The 18,891-nt window shown below is 66.6% G+C and carries 23 protein-coding genes; 14 read left to right on the plus strand and 9 right to left on the minus strand.

Going from position 1 to position 18,891, the window contains the following annotated elements:
- Nucleotides 1–3: 3 nt before the first annotated feature.
- Nucleotides 4–216, minus strand: coding sequence for a type II toxin-antitoxin system HicB family antitoxin (locus FHR94_RS11025; RefSeq protein ID WP_183325780.1), 213 nt, complete (start codon nt 214–216; stop codon nt 4–6).
- Nucleotides 206–466: a type II toxin-antitoxin system HicA family toxin gene (locus FHR94_RS20085; protein WP_183325781.1), complete on the minus strand. Its 261-nt coding sequence runs from the start codon at nt 464–466 to the stop codon at nt 206–208. The genes FHR94_RS11025 and FHR94_RS20085 overlap by 11 nt, the downstream gene beginning before the upstream one ends.
- 243 nt (nt 467–709) lie before the next feature.
- Here FHR94_RS20085 and FHR94_RS11035 point away from each other — a divergent pair, with 243 nt between their 5' ends.
- A complete protein-coding gene (locus tag FHR94_RS11035; protein ID WP_183325782.1) occupies nt 710–1,675 on the plus strand; it encodes an integron integrase in 966 nt (321 codons plus the stop codon).
- Nucleotides 1,676–1,886: 211 nt separating this feature from the next.
- Here FHR94_RS11035 and FHR94_RS11040 read toward each other — a convergent pair whose 3' ends face one another.
- A complete protein-coding gene (locus FHR94_RS11040) occupies nt 1,887–2,048 on the minus strand; it encodes a GNAT family N-acetyltransferase (protein WP_246389922.1) in 162 nt (53 codons plus the stop codon).
- A gap of 1 nt (nt 2,049) precedes the next feature.
- Here FHR94_RS11040 and FHR94_RS11045 point away from each other — a divergent pair, with 1 nt between their 5' ends.
- The 3 genes from FHR94_RS11045 (at nt 2,050) to FHR94_RS11055 (ending at nt 3,227) form a co-directional block, all read left to right on the plus strand.
- On the plus strand, nt 2,050–2,364 hold the full coding sequence (locus tag FHR94_RS11045; protein ID WP_221188457.1) for an oligopeptide/dipeptide ABC transporter ATP-binding protein: 315 nt from the start codon (nt 2,050–2,052) through the stop codon (nt 2,362–2,364).
- A 69-nt stretch (nt 2,365–2,433) separates the two neighbouring features.
- Nucleotides 2,434–2,865 carry a GFA family protein gene (locus FHR94_RS11050; RefSeq protein WP_183325783.1) on the plus strand — a complete coding sequence of 144 codons (432 nt, stop codon included), beginning with the start codon at nt 2,434–2,436 and terminating at the stop codon, nt 2,863–2,865.
- Nucleotides 2,862–3,227: a single stranded DNA-binding domain-containing protein gene (locus FHR94_RS11055; protein ID WP_183325784.1), complete on the plus strand. Its 366-nt coding sequence runs from the start codon at nt 2,862–2,864 to the stop codon at nt 3,225–3,227. The genes FHR94_RS11050 and FHR94_RS11055 overlap by 4 nt, the downstream gene beginning before the upstream one ends.
- Before the next feature lie 55 nt (nt 3,228–3,282).
- On the opposite strand, the gene FHR94_RS11060 is transcribed toward FHR94_RS11055, so the two are convergent.
- The 4 genes from FHR94_RS11060 to FHR94_RS11075 all read right to left on the minus strand — a co-directional run bounded on the left by FHR94_RS11060 (nt 3,283) and on the right by FHR94_RS11075 (nt 7,300).
- Entirely contained in the window at nt 3,283–4,248 is a 966-nt protein-coding gene (locus FHR94_RS11060; RefSeq protein WP_183325785.1) for a universal stress protein, read from the minus strand.
- Entirely contained in the window at nt 4,245–5,912 is a 1,668-nt protein-coding gene (locus FHR94_RS11065; protein WP_246389924.1) for a cation:proton antiporter, read from the minus strand. The genes FHR94_RS11060 and FHR94_RS11065 overlap by 4 nt, the downstream gene beginning before the upstream one ends.
- A gap of 144 nt (nt 5,913–6,056) precedes the next feature.
- On the minus strand, nt 6,057–6,536 hold the full coding sequence (locus tag FHR94_RS11070; protein ID WP_183325786.1) for a GFA family protein: 480 nt from the start codon (nt 6,534–6,536) through the stop codon (nt 6,057–6,059).
- A gap of 158 nt (nt 6,537–6,694) precedes the next feature.
- Nucleotides 6,695–7,300 (minus strand): RNA-guided endonuclease TnpB family protein, encoded by a 606-nt coding sequence (locus FHR94_RS11075; protein WP_343064668.1) that lies wholly within the window; start codon nt 7,298–7,300, stop codon nt 6,695–6,697.
- Nucleotides 7,301–7,535: 235 nt separating this feature from the next.
- Between FHR94_RS11075 and FHR94_RS19675 the strand changes: the two genes are divergently transcribed.
- Nucleotides 7,536–8,513 carry a CIA30 family protein gene (locus FHR94_RS19675; protein ID WP_246389926.1) on the plus strand — a complete coding sequence of 326 codons (978 nt, stop codon included), beginning with the start codon at nt 7,536–7,538 and terminating at the stop codon, nt 8,511–8,513.
- A gap of 182 nt (nt 8,514–8,695) precedes the next feature.
- Here FHR94_RS19675 and FHR94_RS11090 read toward each other — a convergent pair whose 3' ends face one another.
- Nucleotides 8,696–9,730 carry a GlxA family transcriptional regulator gene (locus FHR94_RS11090; RefSeq protein WP_183325787.1) on the minus strand — a complete coding sequence of 345 codons (1,035 nt, stop codon included), beginning with the start codon at nt 9,728–9,730 and terminating at the stop codon, nt 8,696–8,698.
- A gap of 36 nt (nt 9,731–9,766) precedes the next feature.
- Between FHR94_RS11090 and FHR94_RS11095 the strand changes: the two genes are divergently transcribed.
- The 5 genes from FHR94_RS11095 to FHR94_RS11115 all read left to right on the plus strand — a co-directional run bounded on the left by FHR94_RS11095 (nt 9,767) and on the right by FHR94_RS11115 (nt 12,941).
- A complete protein-coding gene (locus FHR94_RS11095; protein ID WP_183325788.1) occupies nt 9,767–10,306 on the plus strand; it encodes a hypothetical protein in 540 nt (179 codons plus the stop codon).
- Nucleotides 10,307–10,383: 77 nt separating this feature from the next.
- On the plus strand, nt 10,384–11,331 hold the full coding sequence (locus tag FHR94_RS11100; protein WP_183325789.1) for a threonine ammonia-lyase: 948 nt from the start codon (nt 10,384–10,386) through the stop codon (nt 11,329–11,331).
- 117 nt (nt 11,332–11,448) lie between these two features.
- Nucleotides 11,449–11,727 (plus strand): hypothetical protein, encoded by a 279-nt coding sequence (locus FHR94_RS11105; RefSeq protein ID WP_183325790.1) that lies wholly within the window; start codon nt 11,449–11,451, stop codon nt 11,725–11,727.
- Between the two features lie 185 nt (nt 11,728–11,912).
- The gene (locus FHR94_RS11110; RefSeq protein WP_183325791.1) at nt 11,913–12,332 is read left to right on the plus strand and encodes a secondary thiamine-phosphate synthase enzyme YjbQ; all 420 of its coding nucleotides are present in this window, start codon (nt 11,913–11,915) and stop codon (nt 12,330–12,332) included.
- Nucleotides 12,333–12,470: 138 nt separating this feature from the next.
- On the plus strand, nt 12,471–12,941 hold the full coding sequence (locus tag FHR94_RS11115) for an aminoacyl-tRNA deacylase (protein WP_183325792.1): 471 nt from the start codon (nt 12,471–12,473) through the stop codon (nt 12,939–12,941).
- A gap of 58 nt (nt 12,942–12,999) precedes the next feature.
- Here FHR94_RS11115 and FHR94_RS11120 read toward each other — a convergent pair whose 3' ends face one another.
- Nucleotides 13,000–14,196: a methyltransferase gene (locus tag FHR94_RS11120; RefSeq protein ID WP_183325793.1), complete on the minus strand. Its 1,197-nt coding sequence runs from the start codon at nt 14,194–14,196 to the stop codon at nt 13,000–13,002.
- Between the two features lie 176 nt (nt 14,197–14,372).
- Between FHR94_RS11120 and FHR94_RS11125 the strand changes: the two genes are divergently transcribed.
- The 4 genes from FHR94_RS11125 to FHR94_RS11140 all read left to right on the plus strand — a co-directional run bounded on the left by FHR94_RS11125 (nt 14,373) and on the right by FHR94_RS11140 (nt 18,857).
- Nucleotides 14,373–14,660, plus strand: a complete 288-nt coding sequence (locus FHR94_RS11125) for a sll1863 family stress response protein (RefSeq protein ID WP_183325794.1) — start codon at nt 14,373–14,375, stop codon at nt 14,658–14,660.
- 22 nt (nt 14,661–14,682) lie between these two features.
- A complete protein-coding gene (locus tag FHR94_RS11130) occupies nt 14,683–15,903 on the plus strand; it encodes a ChaN family lipoprotein (RefSeq protein ID WP_183325795.1) in 1,221 nt (406 codons plus the stop codon).
- 97 nt (nt 15,904–16,000) lie between these two features.
- Nucleotides 16,001–17,713, plus strand: a complete 1,713-nt coding sequence (locus tag FHR94_RS11135) for a chloride channel protein (protein ID WP_246389928.1) — start codon at nt 16,001–16,003, stop codon at nt 17,711–17,713.
- The gene (locus tag FHR94_RS11140; RefSeq protein WP_221188458.1) at nt 17,706–18,857 is read left to right on the plus strand and encodes an extracellular solute-binding protein; all 1,152 of its coding nucleotides are present in this window, start codon (nt 17,706–17,708) and stop codon (nt 18,855–18,857) included. Before FHR94_RS11135 ends, FHR94_RS11140 begins: the two co-directional genes overlap by 8 nt.
- Nucleotides 18,858–18,891: the final 34 nt, after the last annotated feature.

Below are 18,891 nucleotides of genomic sequence, written 5' to 3' on the forward strand. Positions count from 1 at the left end.
TTGTTATGCATACAGCAGTCGGCCTCGCGGCTCCGGGATCGGCCGACCAAGTTCTCGTGCAATCTCGATCCACTCCTTAATGACTTGCTGAGCATTTGCTACGGCCTGTTCGTAAGTTTCTCCGTCAGCCATACAACCCGCGAGCTCCGGGACCTCGACGACGAAGGATTGGTCTTCATCGCTCCAGTAGATAATCAACTCATACTTAATCGACATCAGTCTCTCCCAACCGGTACTTGACCAGGATGTTCCTAACCTGTTTGACCTGATAAGGCTTGGCTTTGCTCCCTTTTGGCTGCAGGTTCACTATCTCTGCCACCCCATCCCGCGTGAATATATGGTGACTGCCTCTGACTCGTTCTTCGAATCCAAGTCGAACCAGAAGCTGGCACAGGAGTGAAAACTCAACATTCGTGTCTGAGCTTCCCGATAGGATCTTCTGTCTTATCTTCGAATATTTCCCCATTGTCTATTCATCCGTACGCCCACCGGGTTACAGTCTGCAACAGGTATTAGACAGCGTGCTCGTTGATTGACTTGAACGCGCGTGCTCGTTCAACAATCTTATCAATCGCGAATTTTTCTAGCTAACTCTTTGATCTTACGGAGCCTGAATCATGATTCGGCCACCTATGCAGGATTCGCGCGCTTGCGCGTTTTGCCAGGCCCAATAATACTGTATGCATATCCATGCATCGAGGGCCGCCATATGGATTCGCACAGCAGACCGCCGAAGCTGATGGACCGAGTGAAGGCCACCATGCGAGTGAAGCGCTACAGCCCACGCACCGAAAAGACCTACTGCTACTGGATTCGCTACTTCATTCGCTTCCATGGTGTCCGACACCCTGCCGTCATGGGTGGCACAGAGGTACGTGCCTTTCTGGAGCATTTGGCGGTGGAACGCCGGGTGGCGGCGGCCACGCAGAACCAGGCGTTGAACGCTCTCGTGTTTCTCTATCGGCATATTCTTGATCAGCCTTTAGGGGATATCGGGGAGTTCTCGCGCGCCAAGCGCCCTCGCCGGCTTCCGGTGGTGCTTTCTCACGAGGATATCATGCGAGTGCTGAGCCATCTGGCTAGCCCCATGCACCTGATGGCCACCTTGATGTATGGCTCGGGGCTGCGACTCATCGAGACCTGCCGGCTACGTGTTCGCGATATCGACTTCGAACGCCAGGTTGTAACGGTGAGAGCTGGCAAAGGCGACAAGGATAGAACCACACTGCTCCCAGCGATCAGCATTCCCTCCTTGCGGCAGAGCATCACCGTGGCCAACCATCGGCTTGATGATCGCCTGCAACATGGAGGCGTGCCCGTGACGCTGCCCCACGCCCTCGACCGCAAGTACCCCAATGCGGGAGTTTCCCTCGCCTGGCAATGGCTCTTCCCCGCCAGCCGCCCCTGTTTCGATGATACTGGCAAGGTGGTGCTGCATCATATCCATCCATCGGCGGTGCAGAGAGCCGTTAGGCACGCCATGCGGGCCGCTTCACTTACCCGTCCCGGCTCCTGCCACACCCTGCGACACAGCTTCGCCACTCAGCTGCTGAACCAGGGCACGGATATCCGCACGGTTCAGGAATTACTCGGGCACAAGAGCGTGGAAACCACCCAGATCTACACCCATGTGCTGGGCAAGGGCTTTGCCGGCGTGCGCAGTCCCTTGGGATAAAGGACCATCAGGGACGTCGGGCACGCTACCGCCTGCCCCACCTGCATGATGCGGCGGCGCTCCAGCCATCTCCTTCGGTAGTCTCTGCGAGTCCCTTGTGGCCATCTTCTGCGGCCTTAGCCCCAAGACTATGGAATCGGCGCCTCGGGTGCAAAGCTCACTTTGGCCATGTGCCGAAAGGGCACTTCTAGGGACACGATCCGGGCTGACCTCAGCGCGGCGGCGTGAGGTCGCGGCGCATGATGGTCACCGCCTCGCCGCGGTAGTGGCAATCCTCCAGGTCCTTCCAGCCCAGGCGCCGGTAGAGCGCCTGCTGATTCGGCGTGTAGAGGTAGAAGCGGTGGTAGCCGTGGGCCCGGGCCTCTTCCTCCACGGTGCGCCACTACGCCGAGCGCATCTTCGTGATGTACGCCGGGCGCGTGGTCGAAAGCGCGCCGGTGGACGACCTGCTCGATCACCCGCAGCACCCCTACACCCAGGCGCTGCTCGCCGCCATCCCCGACGCCGCCAACGCCACCCGGCTGCGCGAGGTGCCCGCCGGCGAGCCCCCGAGCCTGCTGCATCCGCCGGCGTCCTGCCGCTTCCACCCGCGCTGCCCGCACTTCATGGCCGGGCTGTGCGACGTCGAGGATCCCCCCGACTTCGAACCACGCCGCGACCATCGCTCGGCCTGCTGGCTGCATCGCTGAGCGCCGTCGGGTGGCTACACTGATTAGGATCAATCGACGAGGCGCTGAAGTATCTTTGAGAGGTGGGCCATGAGCAACGAGAAGAGCTATCAGGGCAGCTGTTTCTGCGGGGCCGTGCAGGTGACGGTGACCGGCGAGCCGGCCGGCATGGGCTATTGCCACTGCGCATCCTGCCGGCACTGGTCGGCCGGGCCGGTGAATGCGTTCACCCTGTGGAAGCCGAAGGCCGTGCAGGTCACCCGGGGTGCCGACAACCTGGCCAGTTACAGCAAGACCACGGGCAGTCGGCGCCAATGGTGCAAGACCTGCGGTGGCCATGTGATGACCGAGCACCCCGAGATGGGGCTGATCGACGTCTATGCCGCGATCATCCCCGACTACCCCTTCGTGCCGGCGCTGCACGTTCACTATCAGGAGTCCGTGCTGCCGCTGCGCGACGGTCTGCCCAAGATGCGGGACGTGCCGGCGGAGATGGGGGGGCTCGGGCGAGACGCTGGATGAGTGAACCACAGCGTCGAGCGCGGGCCGGCCAGTGGTGGTGCCTTGGGGTGGTAACCCTGTTGCTGCTGGGCTGCAGCGGTGGGGATAACCTCTCCGAGGTCCCCTTGCCGGTGCTGGCCAACCATCCCGAGGCCCACGACGGTAACCGGGTGGCGACCCAGGGGGTTGTGCGCCATTTCGAGGCGCCGTTGCACTACTGGATCGAAGACGAGGACCTGCACCGGGTCGAGATCTTTCCCCACGAGGCAATCGCCCCTTACCTGGGTGAGGCCGTGCGGGTGGAGGGGCGTTTCCGCTTCTCGCGCGACACGGGGCGCCGGCTGACGCTCGAGCGGGTCACGCCGCTCGACGAGGCCAAGTGAGCTTGGCCAGTGGGTTGGATGGCCTTTCCCCGGCCACCGCGGGAAAACGCCCGGCTCACTCCAGGGTGACGGGCGAGACGAATCCCGGCGGCTTCAGCGCCAGCACCGAACACTGCAATTGATAGAGCACCGCCTCGGCCGTGTTGCCGATGATGAAGCCGGGGATCCCGGTCCTCGCCACCGTGCCCATCACCACCAGGTCGGCCTTCAGCTTACCGACCAGTTCAGGAAGCTTCTTCTTCGCTCCCCCCATGGTCAGGTGTACCCGGGGGGACAGGTAGTCATAGGCGTCCGGCCCGATGCGCTCGCGAAGGTGATGCGTCAGCCTGTCCATCCCGACCTGGTGACGGGAATGCTCGCCCTCGACGATGTGTCGCTCCGTCGTGTCGGGATCATTGGCCCAGAGGCCCACGAAGCCGGCTTCCGGCGCATCCCAGGCATGCACGAGATGCAGCTCAGCGAAGTCGGACAGCGCCAGGGAGCTGGCGATATCCAGGATGCTGTCGTTGAGCGCCTGTTCTCCGGGCACGGCGCGGTGGACGTCGAAATCGACGGCCGCGACGATGCGCCGGTAGTTGGGCTTTTCCTCCGGTTTCATCAGCCACACCGGACAGGGGCACTTGCGCATCAGGTGCATGTCATCGCTGCCGAACAGCAATCGGCTCCATTCCGGGTTTTCCGCCGTCTTGATCACCAGATCATGGTCATCGCGCAGCACGGCTCGAATGACCTCGATGAATTTGATACCGGTCAGCACCTCGGTATGGCAGGTGATCCGGTCGGCGTGGGGCAGAATCAGCGATTCGATCCAGGTGCGGCGCTCGGCGATCACCGCTTGCCTGACCTCGACGGATGATGGACCTCGAGGCGCCAGCGAGAGATCCAGCATTTCCTCGGGGAGGACATCGATGAGGGTCAGCATCGCCTGGTTGTTCTCCGCCAGGGATACCGCTCGGGCGAGCCCCGCCTCCTGGGGGACGGAGGGCTCGATGACATAGAGGATATTCCTGAAACGTTTCATGCGCTCTCCCCTTCCCGAGGTTCGACTGATGATTGGGGGGCCATTACCCGGATGGCTGCTTCCCTTGCGGCGTCTGCATAGGGCACCAGCACCAGGTCCACGCCGTCTTGCTCGAAGCGTCGGGCATCCCGCTGATGTGAGACGGCGATCGCGACTTTTCCCGTGAACCCTTGCTGACGAAGGCCATGCAGGAGCATGCGATTGACGGCGCGATCCCGGAGGGTGCTGACGACCCAGCGAGCCTGGTGCAACGGCAGGGTCGCCAGGAACTCCGGATCTTCCGCATCCCCGTAGCACACCCGGTAGCGGTCGCGTGCATGTTGCTGGACGGTGGTAGGATCGAAATCCACCGCCAGGAGACGACAGCCCCGTTCCCGGAGGTCTGCCGCGAGGGCCGCCCCGTAGCGCCCCAGCCCGATCAGCAGGACATCCACTTCATTGTTGGCCCCCACCAGGCTATCGAGTTCCCGGTGCGGCACCTGGCGCTCGAAGAGCGACAGTCGCGGCGCCAGGCGCTCGTAGATGACGTGCGAGTAGAGAATCATGTAGGTGGACACGCTGATGGTGATCAGGCCGACGAGGGTGATCAGCCCCACCGTCTCCTGTTGCAGGTGTCCCAGGGTCAGGCCCATGGCCGCCAGGATCAGCGAGAATTCGCTGATCTGGGCCACCGTGAGGCCGGCGAGGAAGCCCGTGCGCTTGCGGTAGCCCATGTAGCCCATAATCGCCATGACGATCAGCGGATTGCCGACCAGCACGAAGAGGGAGAGGACCGCCGAGGAACCGAGTTGTGCCCCGAGGGTGCCGAGGTTCAGGGTCGCCCCCAGCTCGATGAAGAAGAACAGCAGCAGGAAATCGCGCAGGCTCACCAGGCGCGAGGCCACCTGTTCACGATAGGGGGTCGAGGCGATGGATACCCCGGCGAGAAAGGCCCCCACCTCCTTGCTGAACCCGAGGGCCTCCCCCGCCGTGGCGCCGATGACTGCCCAGGCGATGGCGAAGAGCATCAGGAGTTCCGAAGAATGGGCCAGCCGATGCAGCAGCCTTGGCAAGACATAGCGCATCAACAAGGCCAGTCCCGCTAGCATGGCAGCGCCCGTCAGCAAGACCTTCAGGGCTTCCCAGCCCATGTTGACGTCACCATCGGCCTGGCCGTAGGCGGTCAGGCCAATCATGACCAGGACCACCACGATGTCCTGCACGATCAAAAAACCCACTGCGATGCGCCCATGCAGGGAGTCCACCTCCCGCTTGTCGGACAGCAGCTTGACGATGATGATGGTACTGGAAAAGGTCAGGGCGACGGCCACGTAGAGGGCGGTCACCGGCGACATGCCAAGCCCCAGCGCGATGAGGTAGCCCAGTGCCGAGGTGAACACCACCTGCCCCAGGCCGGACGCGAGGGCCACCGGCCCCACGGTCCGAATGATGTGCAGGTCGAGCTTCAGCCCCACCACGAACAACAGCAGGGCGATGCCGAGCCGGGCGAACAGCTCGATCTCGGTTCGCTGCTCCACCATGCTCAAGCCCGACGGCCCGAGCAGGATGCCCACGCCGATGAAGGCGACGATCAGCGGCTGACGCAGCAACTGCGCCAGTGCGCCCCCCAGCACGGCGAGACCGAGGATCACTCCAATCTGGGCAAACACGCTCTCGAGCATCATTGGCGACTTCGCAGGTGATTAAGAGATTTGCTGATTATCCGGGATTGGTTCAAGTTACGGTCTCTCGCGCGCTCCAAAGCGCCGTTCCTCCTAGATTGAACCGAGATGACTGCGACAGTATCGAGGCTGCAGCAGCCCATCGCCTCAGTCTTCGCCCTCTTCCAGCCCCAACCGCTGGTGCCACTCGGCGATGCTCTCCTCGGGATAGCCGGCGAAGCACTTGTCGTTCTCCCGGGCCTCGACCTCAACCCAGCTGGCCTTGCTGTCCAACAGCAGGTGAACCCGCTCGGGCGGCACCGGCAGGTCGCTGTCGATGGCTGAGGCGAAGGGGTGGACCAGCCCCGGCCAGCGCGGGTCATAGACCCACAGCGCCGAGGCACAGTGGCGGCAGAAGTGGCGCTCGCCGGGGCTCGCCTCGCCGTCGATCACAGCATGGTAGACGCCCTTGTGCTCGGCACCGTCGATCTCGAGCGTCTCGGCACGCCCGCTGAGGTTAATGGCGTAGCCGCCGCCCCCGGCGGTCTTGCGACAGATGGAGCAGTAGCAGCGCTGGTAAGGATAGGGGTGAGGCGAGTCGACACTGAAACGCACCACACCGCAGTGGCAGGAACCTTGGAGCCGCATGGTCGTTCTCCCTGAGTGCCGTGGGTGCTTCCAGTCTAGTTGACAATCCTCCTCTCCCTGACGGAAGAGGATTCCCGGGTTGTCGCCTTCCCGGTTCCTGCTTCATCGCCCGTCGCCCTTGGTGATGGCACCGCCAGTCTTACACAGGCTCCACAGGCTTAACCTCCCGTGTGCCCCACGGTAGTTTGCTCGTGATGGCGGAGCTTGTCGGCGCCCGCCAGGATCGCCTTGCCCGCCTTCAAGATGTTGCGGGCCGCATTGATGTCGCGGTCGATGCCCCGAGTGCCGCAGGCAGAGCAGTCCCAGCGCCGGATGTCGAGCGGCATCGTGTCGGCGATGTAGCCGCAGTGGAAACAGCGCTTGGAGCTGGGATACCCCTTGTCGATCTGGACGAAATCGCGACCGTACCACTCGGCCTTGTAGGCGAGCTGGCACGTGAGCTGATGCCAGCCCACGTCGCTGATCGCCTTCGACAGTGACCGGTTCTGCAGCAGGTTCTTGACCTGCAAGCTCTCGGCAGCAATGACTTGGTTCTCGTGAATGAGCTGCGTGGTGAGCTTGTGGGTGGCATCCCGGCGCTGGTCGGCCCGCTTGGTGTGCAGGCGCGCCACCTTCTGCCGGGCCTTGGCCCGGTTGTTGGAGCCGCGCTGCTTGCGCGACAGTGCCCGCTGGGCGCGGGTCAGCTTGCGCTCGGTCTGCCGGATGACGCGCGGGTTTGGGATCTTGTCACCGTCGCTGGTAATGAGACGGTGCGTCAGCCCCAGGTCGAGCTATATTTAGCCTGTCAAAGAGAGGCGCTAACGCGCCTCGCGCTACCTCGGCGGTTCCTTCCTTCCTCGCACTCAAAGTACGAGGTTTGACGCGCAATCTGATCACTCCGGAAGGCAAATGCTGACGACGGTACCTCAAGCGCTGCTGTCGGGTAGTGTCCCGTGGTTTCCAGGCCCGACGCTCCTGCGTAGGCTGGAAAGGGCCAACCGCGTCGAACGGAAGCCCCTTATGCCACGACTGATCGATTTCCAGGACCCTGAGGAAAGCACACGCTGGCGTCCCATCAATGACGATGTCATGGACGGTGTCTCCGAGAGCGAGATGCGTGCCGAATCAGGAGTCAGCGTCTTTACGGGGAAGCTGTCGCTCGACCACGGCGGTGGGTTTGCCTCCGTGCGCCGCGAGCCTCAGGACTACCGGCTGGCGGGCCGGGCGGGGCTGCAAGTGGAGGTGCGCGGCGATGGACGGCGTTACCAACTGCGCCTGCACACCCACCAGCTATTCGACGGGGCGGCTTACCGCGCCGTCTTCCAGCCACCGGCGGGCGAATGGCAATGCATCGCCCTGCCCTGGGGAGTGTTTGAACCGGTGTTTCGCGGCCGTGTGCTGGAAGATGCCCCACCGCTCGACCCAGAGGACATCCAGCAGGTCGGCCTACTGATCGCCGACCGTCGCGCCGGGCCCTTCCGCCTGGAGATCGCCGGCCTCGAGCCCCTGGACGACGCCGATCAGGCTGCCGAGAGCGACGCTCGCCCCCTCGCAGCAGACTCCGTCGCGACGAGCGACGCACCTATGAATCAGGGCACACCCTCATCGGGCCGCCGACTGCGCCTGGTCTACGATGGCGCCTGCCCCATTTGCCGGCGCTATGTACGCTGGCAGCGCATTCGCCGCGAGGTCGGTGAGCTCGAGCTGATCGATGCCCGTCAGGACAGCGAGGCGCGTCGCGAACTCAGTGCGCAGGGTATCGACCTGGACCAGGGATTCGCCCTACAGATCGGCGATCGCTGGTATCACGGCGGCGACGCCCTGCATCGTCTCACCCTGCTCAGCACCCGCAGCGGCGTCTTCAACCGGCTAATGTATCACCTGTTCGCCAGCCCACAACGCACCGACCACCTCTACCCGTGGCTCAAGGCCTGTCGCAATGGCCTGCTGCGCATGCTTGGCATCTCGCCCATCGGCAACCTGCGACGACCAAAATGAGATACCCGTCTCTAGGCTGTTGCCAATGTGAATGCTCCCACGCAACTTGAGGGTGCCCAGGCGATGCCGCTGGCGTACCGCCTCGATCGCCGCTTGACTAGCGCATCACGCTGCGCATCGATGCGTAGGATGCGCGGCTGGTTTGCTCAACTGTCACTGGCATATCCGCTAACCGTCCTCTATCACTGTAGCCGTAGCCGCATGGTACGAAAGCGCCGGCGATACCGACTGGGGGTCAGGCCCACCCGGCGACTGAACAGGCGTCGGAAGAAGCTCGGGTCGGCGTAGCCGACCTGCTCGGCGACCTCGTCGATGGGGTCGTCGCCGCTCTCCAGGATCTGCTTGGCTTCCTCGAGGCGCAGGGTGTGTACGTACTCCATGGGCGTCATGCCGGTGGCGGCCTTGAAGCGGCGCTTGAAGGAACGCTCTGAAAGGCCGCTGAGTCTGACCATGCCGGCCACCGGTGAAGGGGTGTCGTAGTGCCGGGCGACCCACACTTGGCAATTGACGATACAGGCATCCTCGCTCTGGCGGTTGCAGGTCAGGGCCGCGTAGGGCTGCTGGCCCTCCTGATGCCAGTCGATCAAGTTGATACGCGCCAGACGCATGGCCTCGTCGACACCCACCAGCCGCGCCACTAAAAACAGCGCCAGATCAACCCAGGAGGTGCCGCCACCGGCCATGATCAGCCGCTCTCCTTCGCCACTTATCACCAGGCTACGATGGGCGTGAACACGCACCCGGGGGAAGCGACGCGCCAGGGCATCGCAGTAGGCCCAGTGGGTGGTGGCGTCCTGATTCTCCAACAGACCCGCCTCGGCGAGCAGCAGCGCCCCGGTGCAGGCGGCGGCCAGCATGGCGCCTCGGGCCTGGCAGGCCCGCAGCCAGGCGATCTCCTCCGCGTATCCCTCCAGACTGGCACCGGGCGCGACGAAAAGATCGGGGATACATACCACGGCCGGCGCCGGGCACTCGGCCATGGCGGCATGGGGCTCGATCCAGGCTCCGTTGAGGGCACGGAAGCCATGGCCATCTCGGGAGACGATCAGCGGCTTCAGCAGGGGCTCGCCCATCCGGCCGTGGGTCAAGAACTCCCAGTCGCGACCGGCCGAGCCCAGCAGGTCATACATGCCATACAGCGTGGAGGCGGTCGCATCCGGTCCGGCCAGAAGCGCCACGGTGGCTGCCATGCTGGCAGGTTCGACAAGCAGGCTCATGGCAGAAATCCCCCCTTTGCGTCGCGATCCGCCTGAGTGGCGGCCCGGCGCCAGGCGCTCAACCACGGCGGCCTGTTGTTGCTGACCTCGATCGGCCACCGCACCGGGCTGCTGAACGCCCTGGCCGGCCAGGCGCCGCTCACCAGCCAGGCCCTGGCCGAGCACGCCGGCCTCCAGGAGCGCTACGTGCGCGAGTGGCTCGGCGGCATGGTGGCCGCCGAGGTGATCGAAACCGATTCCGCCACCGCCACCTACTGGCTGCCCGACGAACACGCCGCGCTGCTCACCGATCAGGGCCCGGCCAACCTGGCTATCTATGCCCAGTTTATCCCCTTGCTGGGCAGCGTGGAGGATGACGTAGTGCACTGCTTTCGCGAGGGCGGCGGCGTACCCTACGCCCGCTATTCGCTGAGCCATTGCATGACCGTCTCGCTGGCCCAGGGCGGCGAGGGCCTGGGTACCATGTGGGGACGTGAACGCGCCCTGGCCTACCTGGAAGCGGCCGGCTTCCGTGATATCCGCGTCCATCAGTTGGAGCACGACATCCAGAACGACTACTTCGTCTGTCGGCTTTGAGCATTACACTGGGGGAGAAACCGGGCCGCCAGGCGGGTGCTGGGCGGCTCCTGCCCACCTCCACCGGCGGAGGCGACATGATCACCCTGGAGCATCTGCAGCAGGCGCAGGCGCGCATCGCCGATACCCTCTCTCCCACGCCCCTGGTGCTCGACCACGCCTTGAGCGACCAGCTGGAGCGGCGGGTGTGGCTCAAGGGCGAGCTCTTCCAGCGCACCGGCGCCTTCAAGCCGCGCGGGGCACTGAACTGGCTGCGTACGGCTCGCCCCGAGGAGCTGGCCGGTGGGCTGGGGGCCGTTTCCGCCGGCAACCACGCCCTGGGGCTGGCCTGGGCGGCCCGCGACGCCGCAGTCCCGGTGACCATCGTAATGCCCGAGAACGCCAGTCCCTTCAAGGTGGCCGGCAGCCGGGCGCTGGGCGCCGAGGTGATCCTGCATGGCGACATCAACGAGGCCTGGGCGTTGATGCATCGTCTGGTCGAGGAACGTGGCCTGACCCTGGTGCATCCCTACGACGACGAGCGCATCATCGCCGGCCAGGGCACGGTGGGCCTGGAGATCCTCGAGCAGGCCCCCGAGGCCTCCGTCATTCTCTGTCCCATCGGCGGCGGCGGGCTGATCGGCGGCATCGGCCTGGCCGTCGCCGCGCTGCGCCCGTCGCTGACCCTCATCGGCGTGGAGCCGGCAGGTGCGGCCAGCATGGCTCACGCCTGGTCCCGAGGTGGCCCGGTGCGGCTTGAGCGAGTCACGACCTGCGCCAAGAGCCTGGCCGCCGCCCTGGTCGGCGAGCACACCTATCCGCTGAGCCGAGCCCACGTCCACGCCCTCGCTGCGGTCGACGAGGCCGCCATCCATCGTGCCATGCGCCACCTGCTCTACCAGGCCAAGCTCGCCGCCGAGCCCGGTGCCGCCGTGGGCGTGGCCGCCCTGCTGGAAGACACGGTAGCCCTGCCGCCGGCAGGCGATATCGTGGTGGTGATCACCGGCGGCAACCTGGGCCGCGAAGAGCTCGAGGATTTTCTTTGAACACCGCAGGCACCAGGGACTGAGTGAATTCATGCTGTCACTCCCGGCGGAGGGACTAGCCTGAGAATCGCCACCCCGGCATGTCGCCGGCGGTCTAGCCATGAACGGAGGTGCACGATGTCCATATCGAACCATCCAGCCCGTCCCCTGCTGGCCATTCTGTTCGGCGCCTGTCTGCTGTTACCCACCGCCGCTTTGGCGATGTCTCACGGCGACGAAGAGGACATGTCGCAACAGGACGCCATGGAGCAGGAAGCCACGGACACGCAGTACATGGACAAGGACAAGGACGACAAGGCACATGACGACATGTCGGCGGATGACAAGATGATGGAGGACCAGGAGAAGATGATGGAGGAAAGCGCCGAGACGATGCAGGAAGATGCCACCCAGTAACCCCGCCTCTCCCGACCGGCCGCTCCCCGCGAGTGGCCGGTCGGTATCCCCGAGCAGTGCGCCGGGCCTCTTGTCCGCCATACGCTTTCGACAAGCCTCATCTTCGACAATCCCCATTGCGACAAGACAGCCAGCGAGAGAAGCTGAGCCTCGAGCACATGCCTGACAGGGAGGCTTGCTACGCCATGTGGGATCAACACGAAATACGCCTGTCGCCCCGCTCGCGGGGCTTTTACCTGATCACCGATGAGATTCGCGATCACCTGCCGCGGCTGGCCGAACTACGCATCGGCCTGCTCCACCTGCAGCTGCTGCACACTTCCGCCTCGCTGACCCTCAACGAGAACGCCGACCCGGACGTGCGCCACGACATGGACGCCTTCCTGCGCGACCAGGTGCCCGGCGACCTGCCCTACTTCCGACATACTCTCGAGGGCCCGGACGACATGCCTGCCCACGTGGCCGCCAGCCTGTTCGGCACCCAGCTGACCCTCGCCGTCCGCGACGGCCGCCTGGCGCTGGGCACCTGGCAGGGCATCTGGCTCGGCGAACATCGCGACCACGGCGGCGCACGACGCCTGATGGCCACCCTGCAGGGCGCCTAGCTCTTGGCCAGGCGGCATCTCGCTGCGGCGTATGCCGCCTGCGTCACCGGGGTCTATGCTGAAAGCATGGAGGACGACATCTGCGAAGGGAGGCCCATCACACGACCTGTCGGCCCGTGAGGCCGAGGGAGGCCTGTCATGACCATGCCGATGACACTCAAGGAGTACCTGCACGCCTGCGACATCGACTTCGAGGAGGTGCCCCACCCACGGGAAGTCAGCACCAGCCGCATCGCCCAGCTAGCGCATGTCGGTGGCAACCAGATGGCCAAGGCGGTCATGCTTCACGGCGACGCCGGCTATCGATTGGCCGTCGTGCCCAGCACCTGCGACACCGACCTGGAGCGGCTCTCGCAGCTGTTCAACGAGAAGCTGGAACTGGCCTCCGAGGCCGAGATCCAGCAGCAGTTTCAGGACTGCGATCCAGGGGCCACGACGCCGGTAGGCCAGGCCTACGGCCTGAAGGTCTATCTGGATGAGCAACTGCGCCATCAGCCGGACATCTACTTCGATGCCGGTGACCACGAGACCCTGGTCCACATGAGCGGTCATGAGTTCGACCGCCTGATGGCCCAGAACCCCTACGGGATGTTCAGCCGCCACCACTGAGGTGTCCGGCACGCTCGATACGGCCATGCCCCTGGCGGTTGTGGCCGTTCTGCGTTGCTCAAGCTGGCCGGGAGGCCTTCAGCAGTAGGTTGCGCGGGGTCAGCGCGCGGGCACAAAAGCTCCCGAGGGTCACCCGGAAGCCCGCCTCCTCGAGCCGCAGGGCCCGATCCAGCACCAGCCACACCTCGAGGGGGCGACGAAACAGGTGCCGCACGAGTTCCAAGCGTGACACCTCGGCCAGACGCTGCCAGCCGGCCCGTTCATGGGTCGCCCAGTCGACTCCCTCCGGTAGCACGAGCCCTTTCTGTTCGGCGGCCCAGCGACAGAAGTCGGCGAAGGTCGCCGGCAGACGGCCGTAGGCCAGGCTCGGTACCGGCAGGTAGGTGTTTCGTCCCCGCAGGCGACGCTGCAGCCGATCGAAACCCAGCCGCCAGGCATTGGCCCACTCTCGGTGACGACGCACCCCGCGCGGTGCCGTCACCGTCTCCTGGACGGCCATCGTCAGGTCCTCGCGGGTCAGGGAAAGCCGGTAGGCCGTCGACAGTTCGCGTCCCAAACGGGATAGCGGCCGATAGGTCTCGGCAGCGGTACGCTGGTAGCAGCAGGGCGCCAGAGTGAGCGAGGCGCCGCTCTGAGCCGCCAGCTCCAGCAGCCGCCCGTGAAGGTCACCGCAGGCATGCAATGCCGCCACCTGTGTAGCAGGTGTCAACCAGCGGCGGGCCTCGTCGTCCAGCACGTCCTGGTTAACCAGCCGCACCGGCAGGCCCTGCTGCTCGGCCAGGGCCTGCCCGGCCCTGCACAGCCCAGGCTGCCACTCCAGGGCCGTGACCCGTGTCTCCTGCAGCCGGCTCAGCGCCCGGGCGAGGTGTCCTTTGCCGGCACACCACTCCACCAGGGCCTGCCTCGTCGCCACCTGCGGGGCAAAGGCCGCAATCTGCTGCCACTTGCGTGCCCCGACCCCCTCCCCCCAGGCAGAGGGTAGATCGCCCGACGCGACGCCGAGATCGGGCAGCTCGACCAGGCGGGCCAGCGCCTCGACCGGAAGCCAAGCGGCCAGCGGCGAGGCCTCGAAGGGCGTGTCCTGCAAGCGCGCCACTTCGGCATCGGGCAGCGACAGCAGGGCCTCGGTCAGGCCGGGGCACGACCCTGTCCAGGAAAACTCGGAGTGCCGGAAAGGCAGGGGCTGCCACAGCGGCTGCCATTCGGCCAGCCGGACCGTCAGGCGGCGAAAATGCTCGGCGTGGGATAATGACATCGGGTGTGCTCGGAAACGGTGACGCCGCGCAGGGTAGCGCATCCGCTACCCGGCATCACGAAAGACAACTATGGGCTACGAAATGGGATGGTGATAAGGGATGCCGGCTTTGCAGTCCCTCGCTCACCGGTTACGGTGCAAGGGTACGACCACCCCCTTTTCACGAGGAGAGGCCCATGAGCCAACGGGATGCCTACGAACGCAAGCTCGCGGCCCAGCTGGACGAGCTCAACGCCGAGATCGATCGCCTCAAGGCCCGCGCCGCCAAGGCCGAGGCCGACTCGGAGATCGACTACCAACGCCAGATCGATGACCTGAAGGCGCGCCGTGAGCAGGCCCGCCAGAAGTTCCACGAGCTGCGTGATGCCAGCGAGGATGCCTGGGAGGAGGTTCGCCAGGGGGCCGAACGGGCCTGGCATGACCTGAGCGATGCCGTCCGCTCGGCCTCGAAGAAGTTTCGCTGATGCCCCTGGCCAGGACCTTGCCATGCCCCCTGCCCAACGCCCTCGTGCCCTGACCTACCTTCGCGCTTCCGGCCTAGCCCTGCTGATCAGCCTTGGCCTGCCGCTTACTGCCCTCGCCGAACGCTGCCCGATGCCGGGCCAGTGGCAGCGCGGCGACGGCACGCCGGTGGCCACCGACATCTTGATGGAGGAGCTTGCCGGCCAACGCATCGTGCTGCTGGGCGAGCAGCATGACCGCCTCGCCCATCATCGCTGGCAGTTGCACACCCTGGCCGGCCTGCACGCGCTGCGCCCGGAGCTGGTGATCGGCCTGGAGATGCTCCCCCGGGAAGCCCAACCGGCGCTGGATGCCTGGGTGGCCGGCGAGCTCGGTGAGGCGGCCTTCCTCGAGGCCAGTGGCTGGCAAAAGGCCTGGGGGCTCGACCCGGCCCTCTACCTGCCGATCCTGCACTTCGCCCGCATGCACCGCATCCCGCTGGTGGCGCTCAACGTCACGCCGGCGCTGCGTGGTCGCCTGGCGGGGGACGGCTGGGAACGGGTGCCGGCCGGCGAGCGCCATGGCATCACGCCCCCCACCGCACCGCCGCCGGCCTACCGACAGGCCCTCGCCGAGGACTTCGAGCGCCATGGCGAAGGTGACCGCAATCGTCATACCGGTCAGGAGAACGACGCTGGCCACGCGGAAGCGCCGGGTGACGAGCGCCACGCCGCCCTGGAGCGCTTCATCGCCGCCCAGCTGGTCTGGGACCGCGCCATGGCCAGCGCGCTGGCCGAGGCCAGCGAAGACGGCAGGCTGGCGGTGGGTCTGATGGGGCTTCGCCACCTCAGCTACGGGCATGGTGTCCCCCACCAGCTCGCCGGCCTGGGCGTGGCCGCCCAGCGCGCGGTGCTCCCCCGCGAGATGGGCCCCGACTGCCAGGCCCCGCCCGGGGGCCTGGCCGATGCCTTCTTCCTGCTCGGCGATGAAGCGCGCCACACGCCGCCCGAGCCGCCCCGGCTCGGCGTGCAGGTCGGCCCTCACCCGGAGGGCGTGCGGATCGAAGCGGTTACCCCGGGCTCGGTGGCCGAGGCGGCCGGTCTCGCCAAGGGCGACGTGCTGCTGGCTGCGGCCGGTCGGCCGCTGGATCGCCCCGGTGAGCTGGTCGAGCGGGTCCGTCGCCAACCGCCCGGCACCCTGCTGCCGCTGACGCGCCGCCGCGGCGGCGAGACGACGGAGGTGCTGGCCCGTTTCCCGGCCCCCTGACACGCAGTGGGCGTGCGTGCTCCGGCTTGCCCTGACGAGGTCACGCACCTACACCTAGGACATGGACACCTCCTCGGCCCCTTTCCACGGCACGCGGATGATGGTGCGCTTCCTGGGGCTGGTGGTGCTGGGGGCCGTCATCGGGGGCGTCGCCGCGCTGCTCGCCGCCGGTTTCGTCATCGCGGTGCTGGCCCTTAACGAGTGGCTGCTAATCTCGCCGCGCAGCCGCATGATGTTCGACCATGGCACCTTGCTGGCGCTGGCCACCGTGGCGGTCCCAACAATCGGTGGCCTGGCCGCGGGCCTGCTGCATCGCGGCATCCCCGAGCGGCGTCCCCACGGGCCGGCCGACGTGATCGCCGCCGTCCAGACTCGCCGCGGCCGGCTGCCGGCCCGGGCCGGCAGCCTGTCCGCGCTTAGCGCCTTGGTTTCGCTGGGCAGCGGTGCCTCGGTGGGCCAGTACGGGCCGCTGGTGCATCTGGGGGCGACGCTGGGCTCCCAGGTCGCCCGGCGGCTGCACTTCGGTCGCTCGGAGGACAACATCACCATCGCCTGCGGGGTCGCCGCGGCCATCGCCACCGCCTTCAACGCCCCGCTGGCGGGCATCGTCTTCGCCCACGAGGTGGTACTGCGCCACTACGCCCTGCGGGCCTTCGCCCCGATCGCGGCGGCGGCCATCGTCGGCCACGTGATCGCCATCGTCGCACTGGACCGGGGAGCGCTGTTCCACGTCACCAATACCGTGCTGCCGCGTCCCTGGGAGTTCGCGCTGTTCGTGGTCATCGGCGGGCTCGGGGCGCTGGTCGCCGGGGCCTATACCCGAGCGATCCTCGGCGTCGCCCGCCAGGCTGCCCGGCTGCCCGTTCTCCCCTGGCTGCGACCGGCCCTGGCGGGCGCCCTGCTGGGGCTCGTGGCACTGTGGGTGCCGGATATCCTGGGCATGGGCCAGGAGACCCTGCGCTTCGCCACCATCGATGGCGCCTACGGCACCCGGGAGCTGCTGCTGGTGCTACTGCTCAAGCTCGCCGCCACGGCGCTGTGCATCGGCATGGGCTTCGGTGGGGGCGTATTCAGCCCGGCGCTGGTCATCGGTACCCTGTTCGGCGCGCTGTGCGGCCAGGTGGTCGGCGCCGTGGTTGGCACCCCGATGGACACCTTCGTGTTCTATGCGGTGTGCGGCATGGTGGCGGTGACCGCCCCGGTGATCGGCGCCCCGCTGACCAGCCTGCTGATCGTGTTCGAGCTCACCGGCAGCTACACCCTGACCACCGCCGCGCTGGCCAGCGTGACCCTGGCCAGTCCCATTGCCGCCCAGCTGTTCGGCCGGTCGCTGTTCGATATCCAGCTCCGCGAGCGCGGCCTGGATCTATCGGCCGGGCGTAGCCAGGCGCTGCTCCAGGAGGCGCGGGCGCACGCGCACCTCTCCCGGGACTGCGTGATCCTGGCGTCACGGATGGCGCTGGGCGAGGCGATCCACGTGCTGACCCGGGCCCGCCACGGCGAGGCCCACCTGCAGGATGCCCGGGGTGGCTACCGCGGCAGCGTGACTCTGGCGGCGCTGGAAGCCACCCGGGAGCGCGAGGGCAACCAGGCGTCGGTCGAAACGATCGACCTCGAGGTGCGTCCCGTCGTGCGCCCGACGACCTCGATCCTCGAGGCCATGGACCTGCTGCGGGACTTCACCGGCGAGGCTATCCCCGCCGTGGACGCGAATGGCCATCTGGTCGGTGTGGTCTACGAGGCCAGCATCGCCCGCGCCTATCTGCAGCAAAGCGATGAGCTGCGCCAGGAGGAGCATGGTCATGGCTGAGCGAGGATGGCGACGGGCCGGCTGGCTGCTCATGGGGCTCGTGGCGCTCGTCACGCCCCCGGTCGCCGGCGATGATGGCAACGGCAATGTCGATGCCCTGACCGTGCTGAGCTGGGGCGGCGCCTACGAGCGGGCCCAGCGCGAGGCCCTCTTCCGCCCGTTCACGGCGACCACGGGCATACCGGTTGCGGTGGCCCGCTACGATGGCGGCCTGACGGCACTGCGCCAGGCCGTGGCCGACGACGAGGTGCCCTGGGATGTGATCGACATGACCCGCAGCGAGGCCATGGCCGCCTGCGAGGAGGGCCTGCTCGAGCCGCTGTCGCCGTCGCTGCCGGCGCCGGCACCGGATGGTACCCCGCCGGAGACAGACTTTCTGGACGACGCCTTCGGGCGCTGCGCCATCACCCACAGCATCTTCGCCACCGTGGTCGCCTATCGTCGCGACGCCTTCCCCGGCCAGCGGCCCACCGCGATCGGCGATCTGTTCGACCAGCAGCGCTTCCCCGGCCCGCGTGCCCTGCAGCGCACCCCGGCGGTCAACCTGGAATGGGCACTGCTCTCCTACGGGGTTCCCCGGGAAGAGCTCTATCGCCTGCTCAGCACGCCGCGAGGGCTGCGCCTGGCCCTGGCTCGGCTGGCGAGCCTCGAGGAAGTGCACTGGTGGGAGGCCGGCGACACCCCGCCACGCCTGCTCGCCGAGGGCAGGGTGGTGATGGCCTCGGGCTACAACGGACGCTTCTTCGATGCGATGGTCAACCGTGAGGTGCCCATCGAGATCCTCTGGGATGGCCAGGTCCAGGAGCACGAGACATGGGTGATCCCCCGCGGCAGCCCCCACCCTGAGGCGGCCCGGCGCTTCATCCGCTTCGCCACCGACACCGAACGCCTCGCCGAGCTGGCCCGGCGCATTCCCTATGGTCCCGCCCGCCACTCCGCCGCCGTACGGGTCACCACCCACCCGGACAATGGCCGAGACATGCGCCTGCACATCCCCACCCATCCGCTGAATGCCCAGCGCGCCGTGACCAAGGATGAGGTGTGGTATGCCGAGACCCTGACGCGCCTCAACGAGTACTTCAGGGACTGGCTGGCCCGGCGCCGCGCCCCCCAGGTGCCGCGTAAGGTTCTAGACTCAGAGTGATCGGGCGATGCAGCGGCGCGATCCGCGACGTGGC

The sequence above is a fragment of the Halomonas cerina genome, from assembly GCF_014192215.1.
Classification (GTDB): Bacteria; Pseudomonadota; Gammaproteobacteria; order Pseudomonadales; family Halomonadaceae; genus Halomonas; species Halomonas cerina.

Excerpts from the sequence above, each read along its gene's own strand:
- FHR94_RS11110 (WP_183325791.1), top strand. The coding sequence starts at position 11,913 with ATGTGGGATCAACACGAAATACGCCTGTCGCCCCGCTCGCGGGGCTTT.
- FHR94_RS11120 (WP_183325793.1), bottom strand. The coding sequence starts at position 14,196 with ATGTCATTATCCCACGCCGAGCATTTTCGCCGCCTGACGGTCCGGCTG.
- FHR94_RS11025 (WP_183325780.1), bottom strand. The coding sequence starts at position 216 with ATGTCGATTAAGTATGAGTTGATTATCTACTGGAGCGATGAAGACCAA.
- FHR94_RS19675 (WP_246389926.1), top strand. The coding sequence starts at position 7,536 with ATGCCACGACTGATCGATTTCCAGGACCCTGAGGAAAGCACACGCTGG.
- FHR94_RS11135 (WP_246389928.1), top strand. The coding sequence starts at position 16,001 with ATGATGGTGCGCTTCCTGGGGCTGGTGGTGCTGGGGGCCGTCATCGGG.
- FHR94_RS11100 (WP_183325789.1), top strand. The coding sequence starts at position 10,384 with ATGATCACCCTGGAGCATCTGCAGCAGGCGCAGGCGCGCATCGCCGAT.
- FHR94_RS11070 (WP_183325786.1), bottom strand. The coding sequence starts at position 6,536 with ATGCGGCTCCAAGGTTCCTGCCACTGCGGTGTGGTGCGTTTCAGTGTC.
- FHR94_RS11035 (WP_183325782.1), top strand. The coding sequence starts at position 710 with ATGGATTCGCACAGCAGACCGCCGAAGCTGATGGACCGAGTGAAGGCC.
- FHR94_RS11050 (WP_183325783.1), top strand. The coding sequence starts at position 2,434 with ATGAGCAACGAGAAGAGCTATCAGGGCAGCTGTTTCTGCGGGGCCGTG.
- FHR94_RS11105 (WP_183325790.1), top strand. The coding sequence starts at position 11,449 with ATGTCCATATCGAACCATCCAGCCCGTCCCCTGCTGGCCATTCTGTTC.
- FHR94_RS11125 (WP_183325794.1), top strand. The coding sequence starts at position 14,373 with ATGAGCCAACGGGATGCCTACGAACGCAAGCTCGCGGCCCAGCTGGAC.
- FHR94_RS11090 (WP_183325787.1), bottom strand. The coding sequence starts at position 9,730 with ATGAGCCTGCTTGTCGAACCTGCCAGCATGGCAGCCACCGTGGCGCTT.
- FHR94_RS11130 (WP_183325795.1), top strand. The coding sequence starts at position 14,683 with ATGCCCCCTGCCCAACGCCCTCGTGCCCTGACCTACCTTCGCGCTTCC.
- FHR94_RS11060 (WP_183325785.1), bottom strand. The coding sequence starts at position 4,248 with ATGAAACGTTTCAGGAATATCCTCTATGTCATCGAGCCCTCCGTCCCC.
- FHR94_RS11055 (WP_183325784.1), top strand. The coding sequence starts at position 2,862 with ATGAGTGAACCACAGCGTCGAGCGCGGGCCGGCCAGTGGTGGTGCCTT.
- FHR94_RS20085 (WP_183325781.1), bottom strand. The coding sequence starts at position 466 with ATGGGGAAATATTCGAAGATAAGACAGAAGATCCTATCGGGAAGCTCA.
- FHR94_RS11115 (WP_183325792.1), top strand. The coding sequence starts at position 12,471 with ATGACCATGCCGATGACACTCAAGGAGTACCTGCACGCCTGCGACATC.
- FHR94_RS11140 (WP_221188458.1), top strand. The coding sequence starts at position 17,706 with ATGGCTGAGCGAGGATGGCGACGGGCCGGCTGGCTGCTCATGGGGCTC.
- FHR94_RS11065 (WP_246389924.1), bottom strand. The coding sequence starts at position 5,912 with ATGATGCTCGAGAGCGTGTTTGCCCAGATTGGAGTGATCCTCGGTCTC.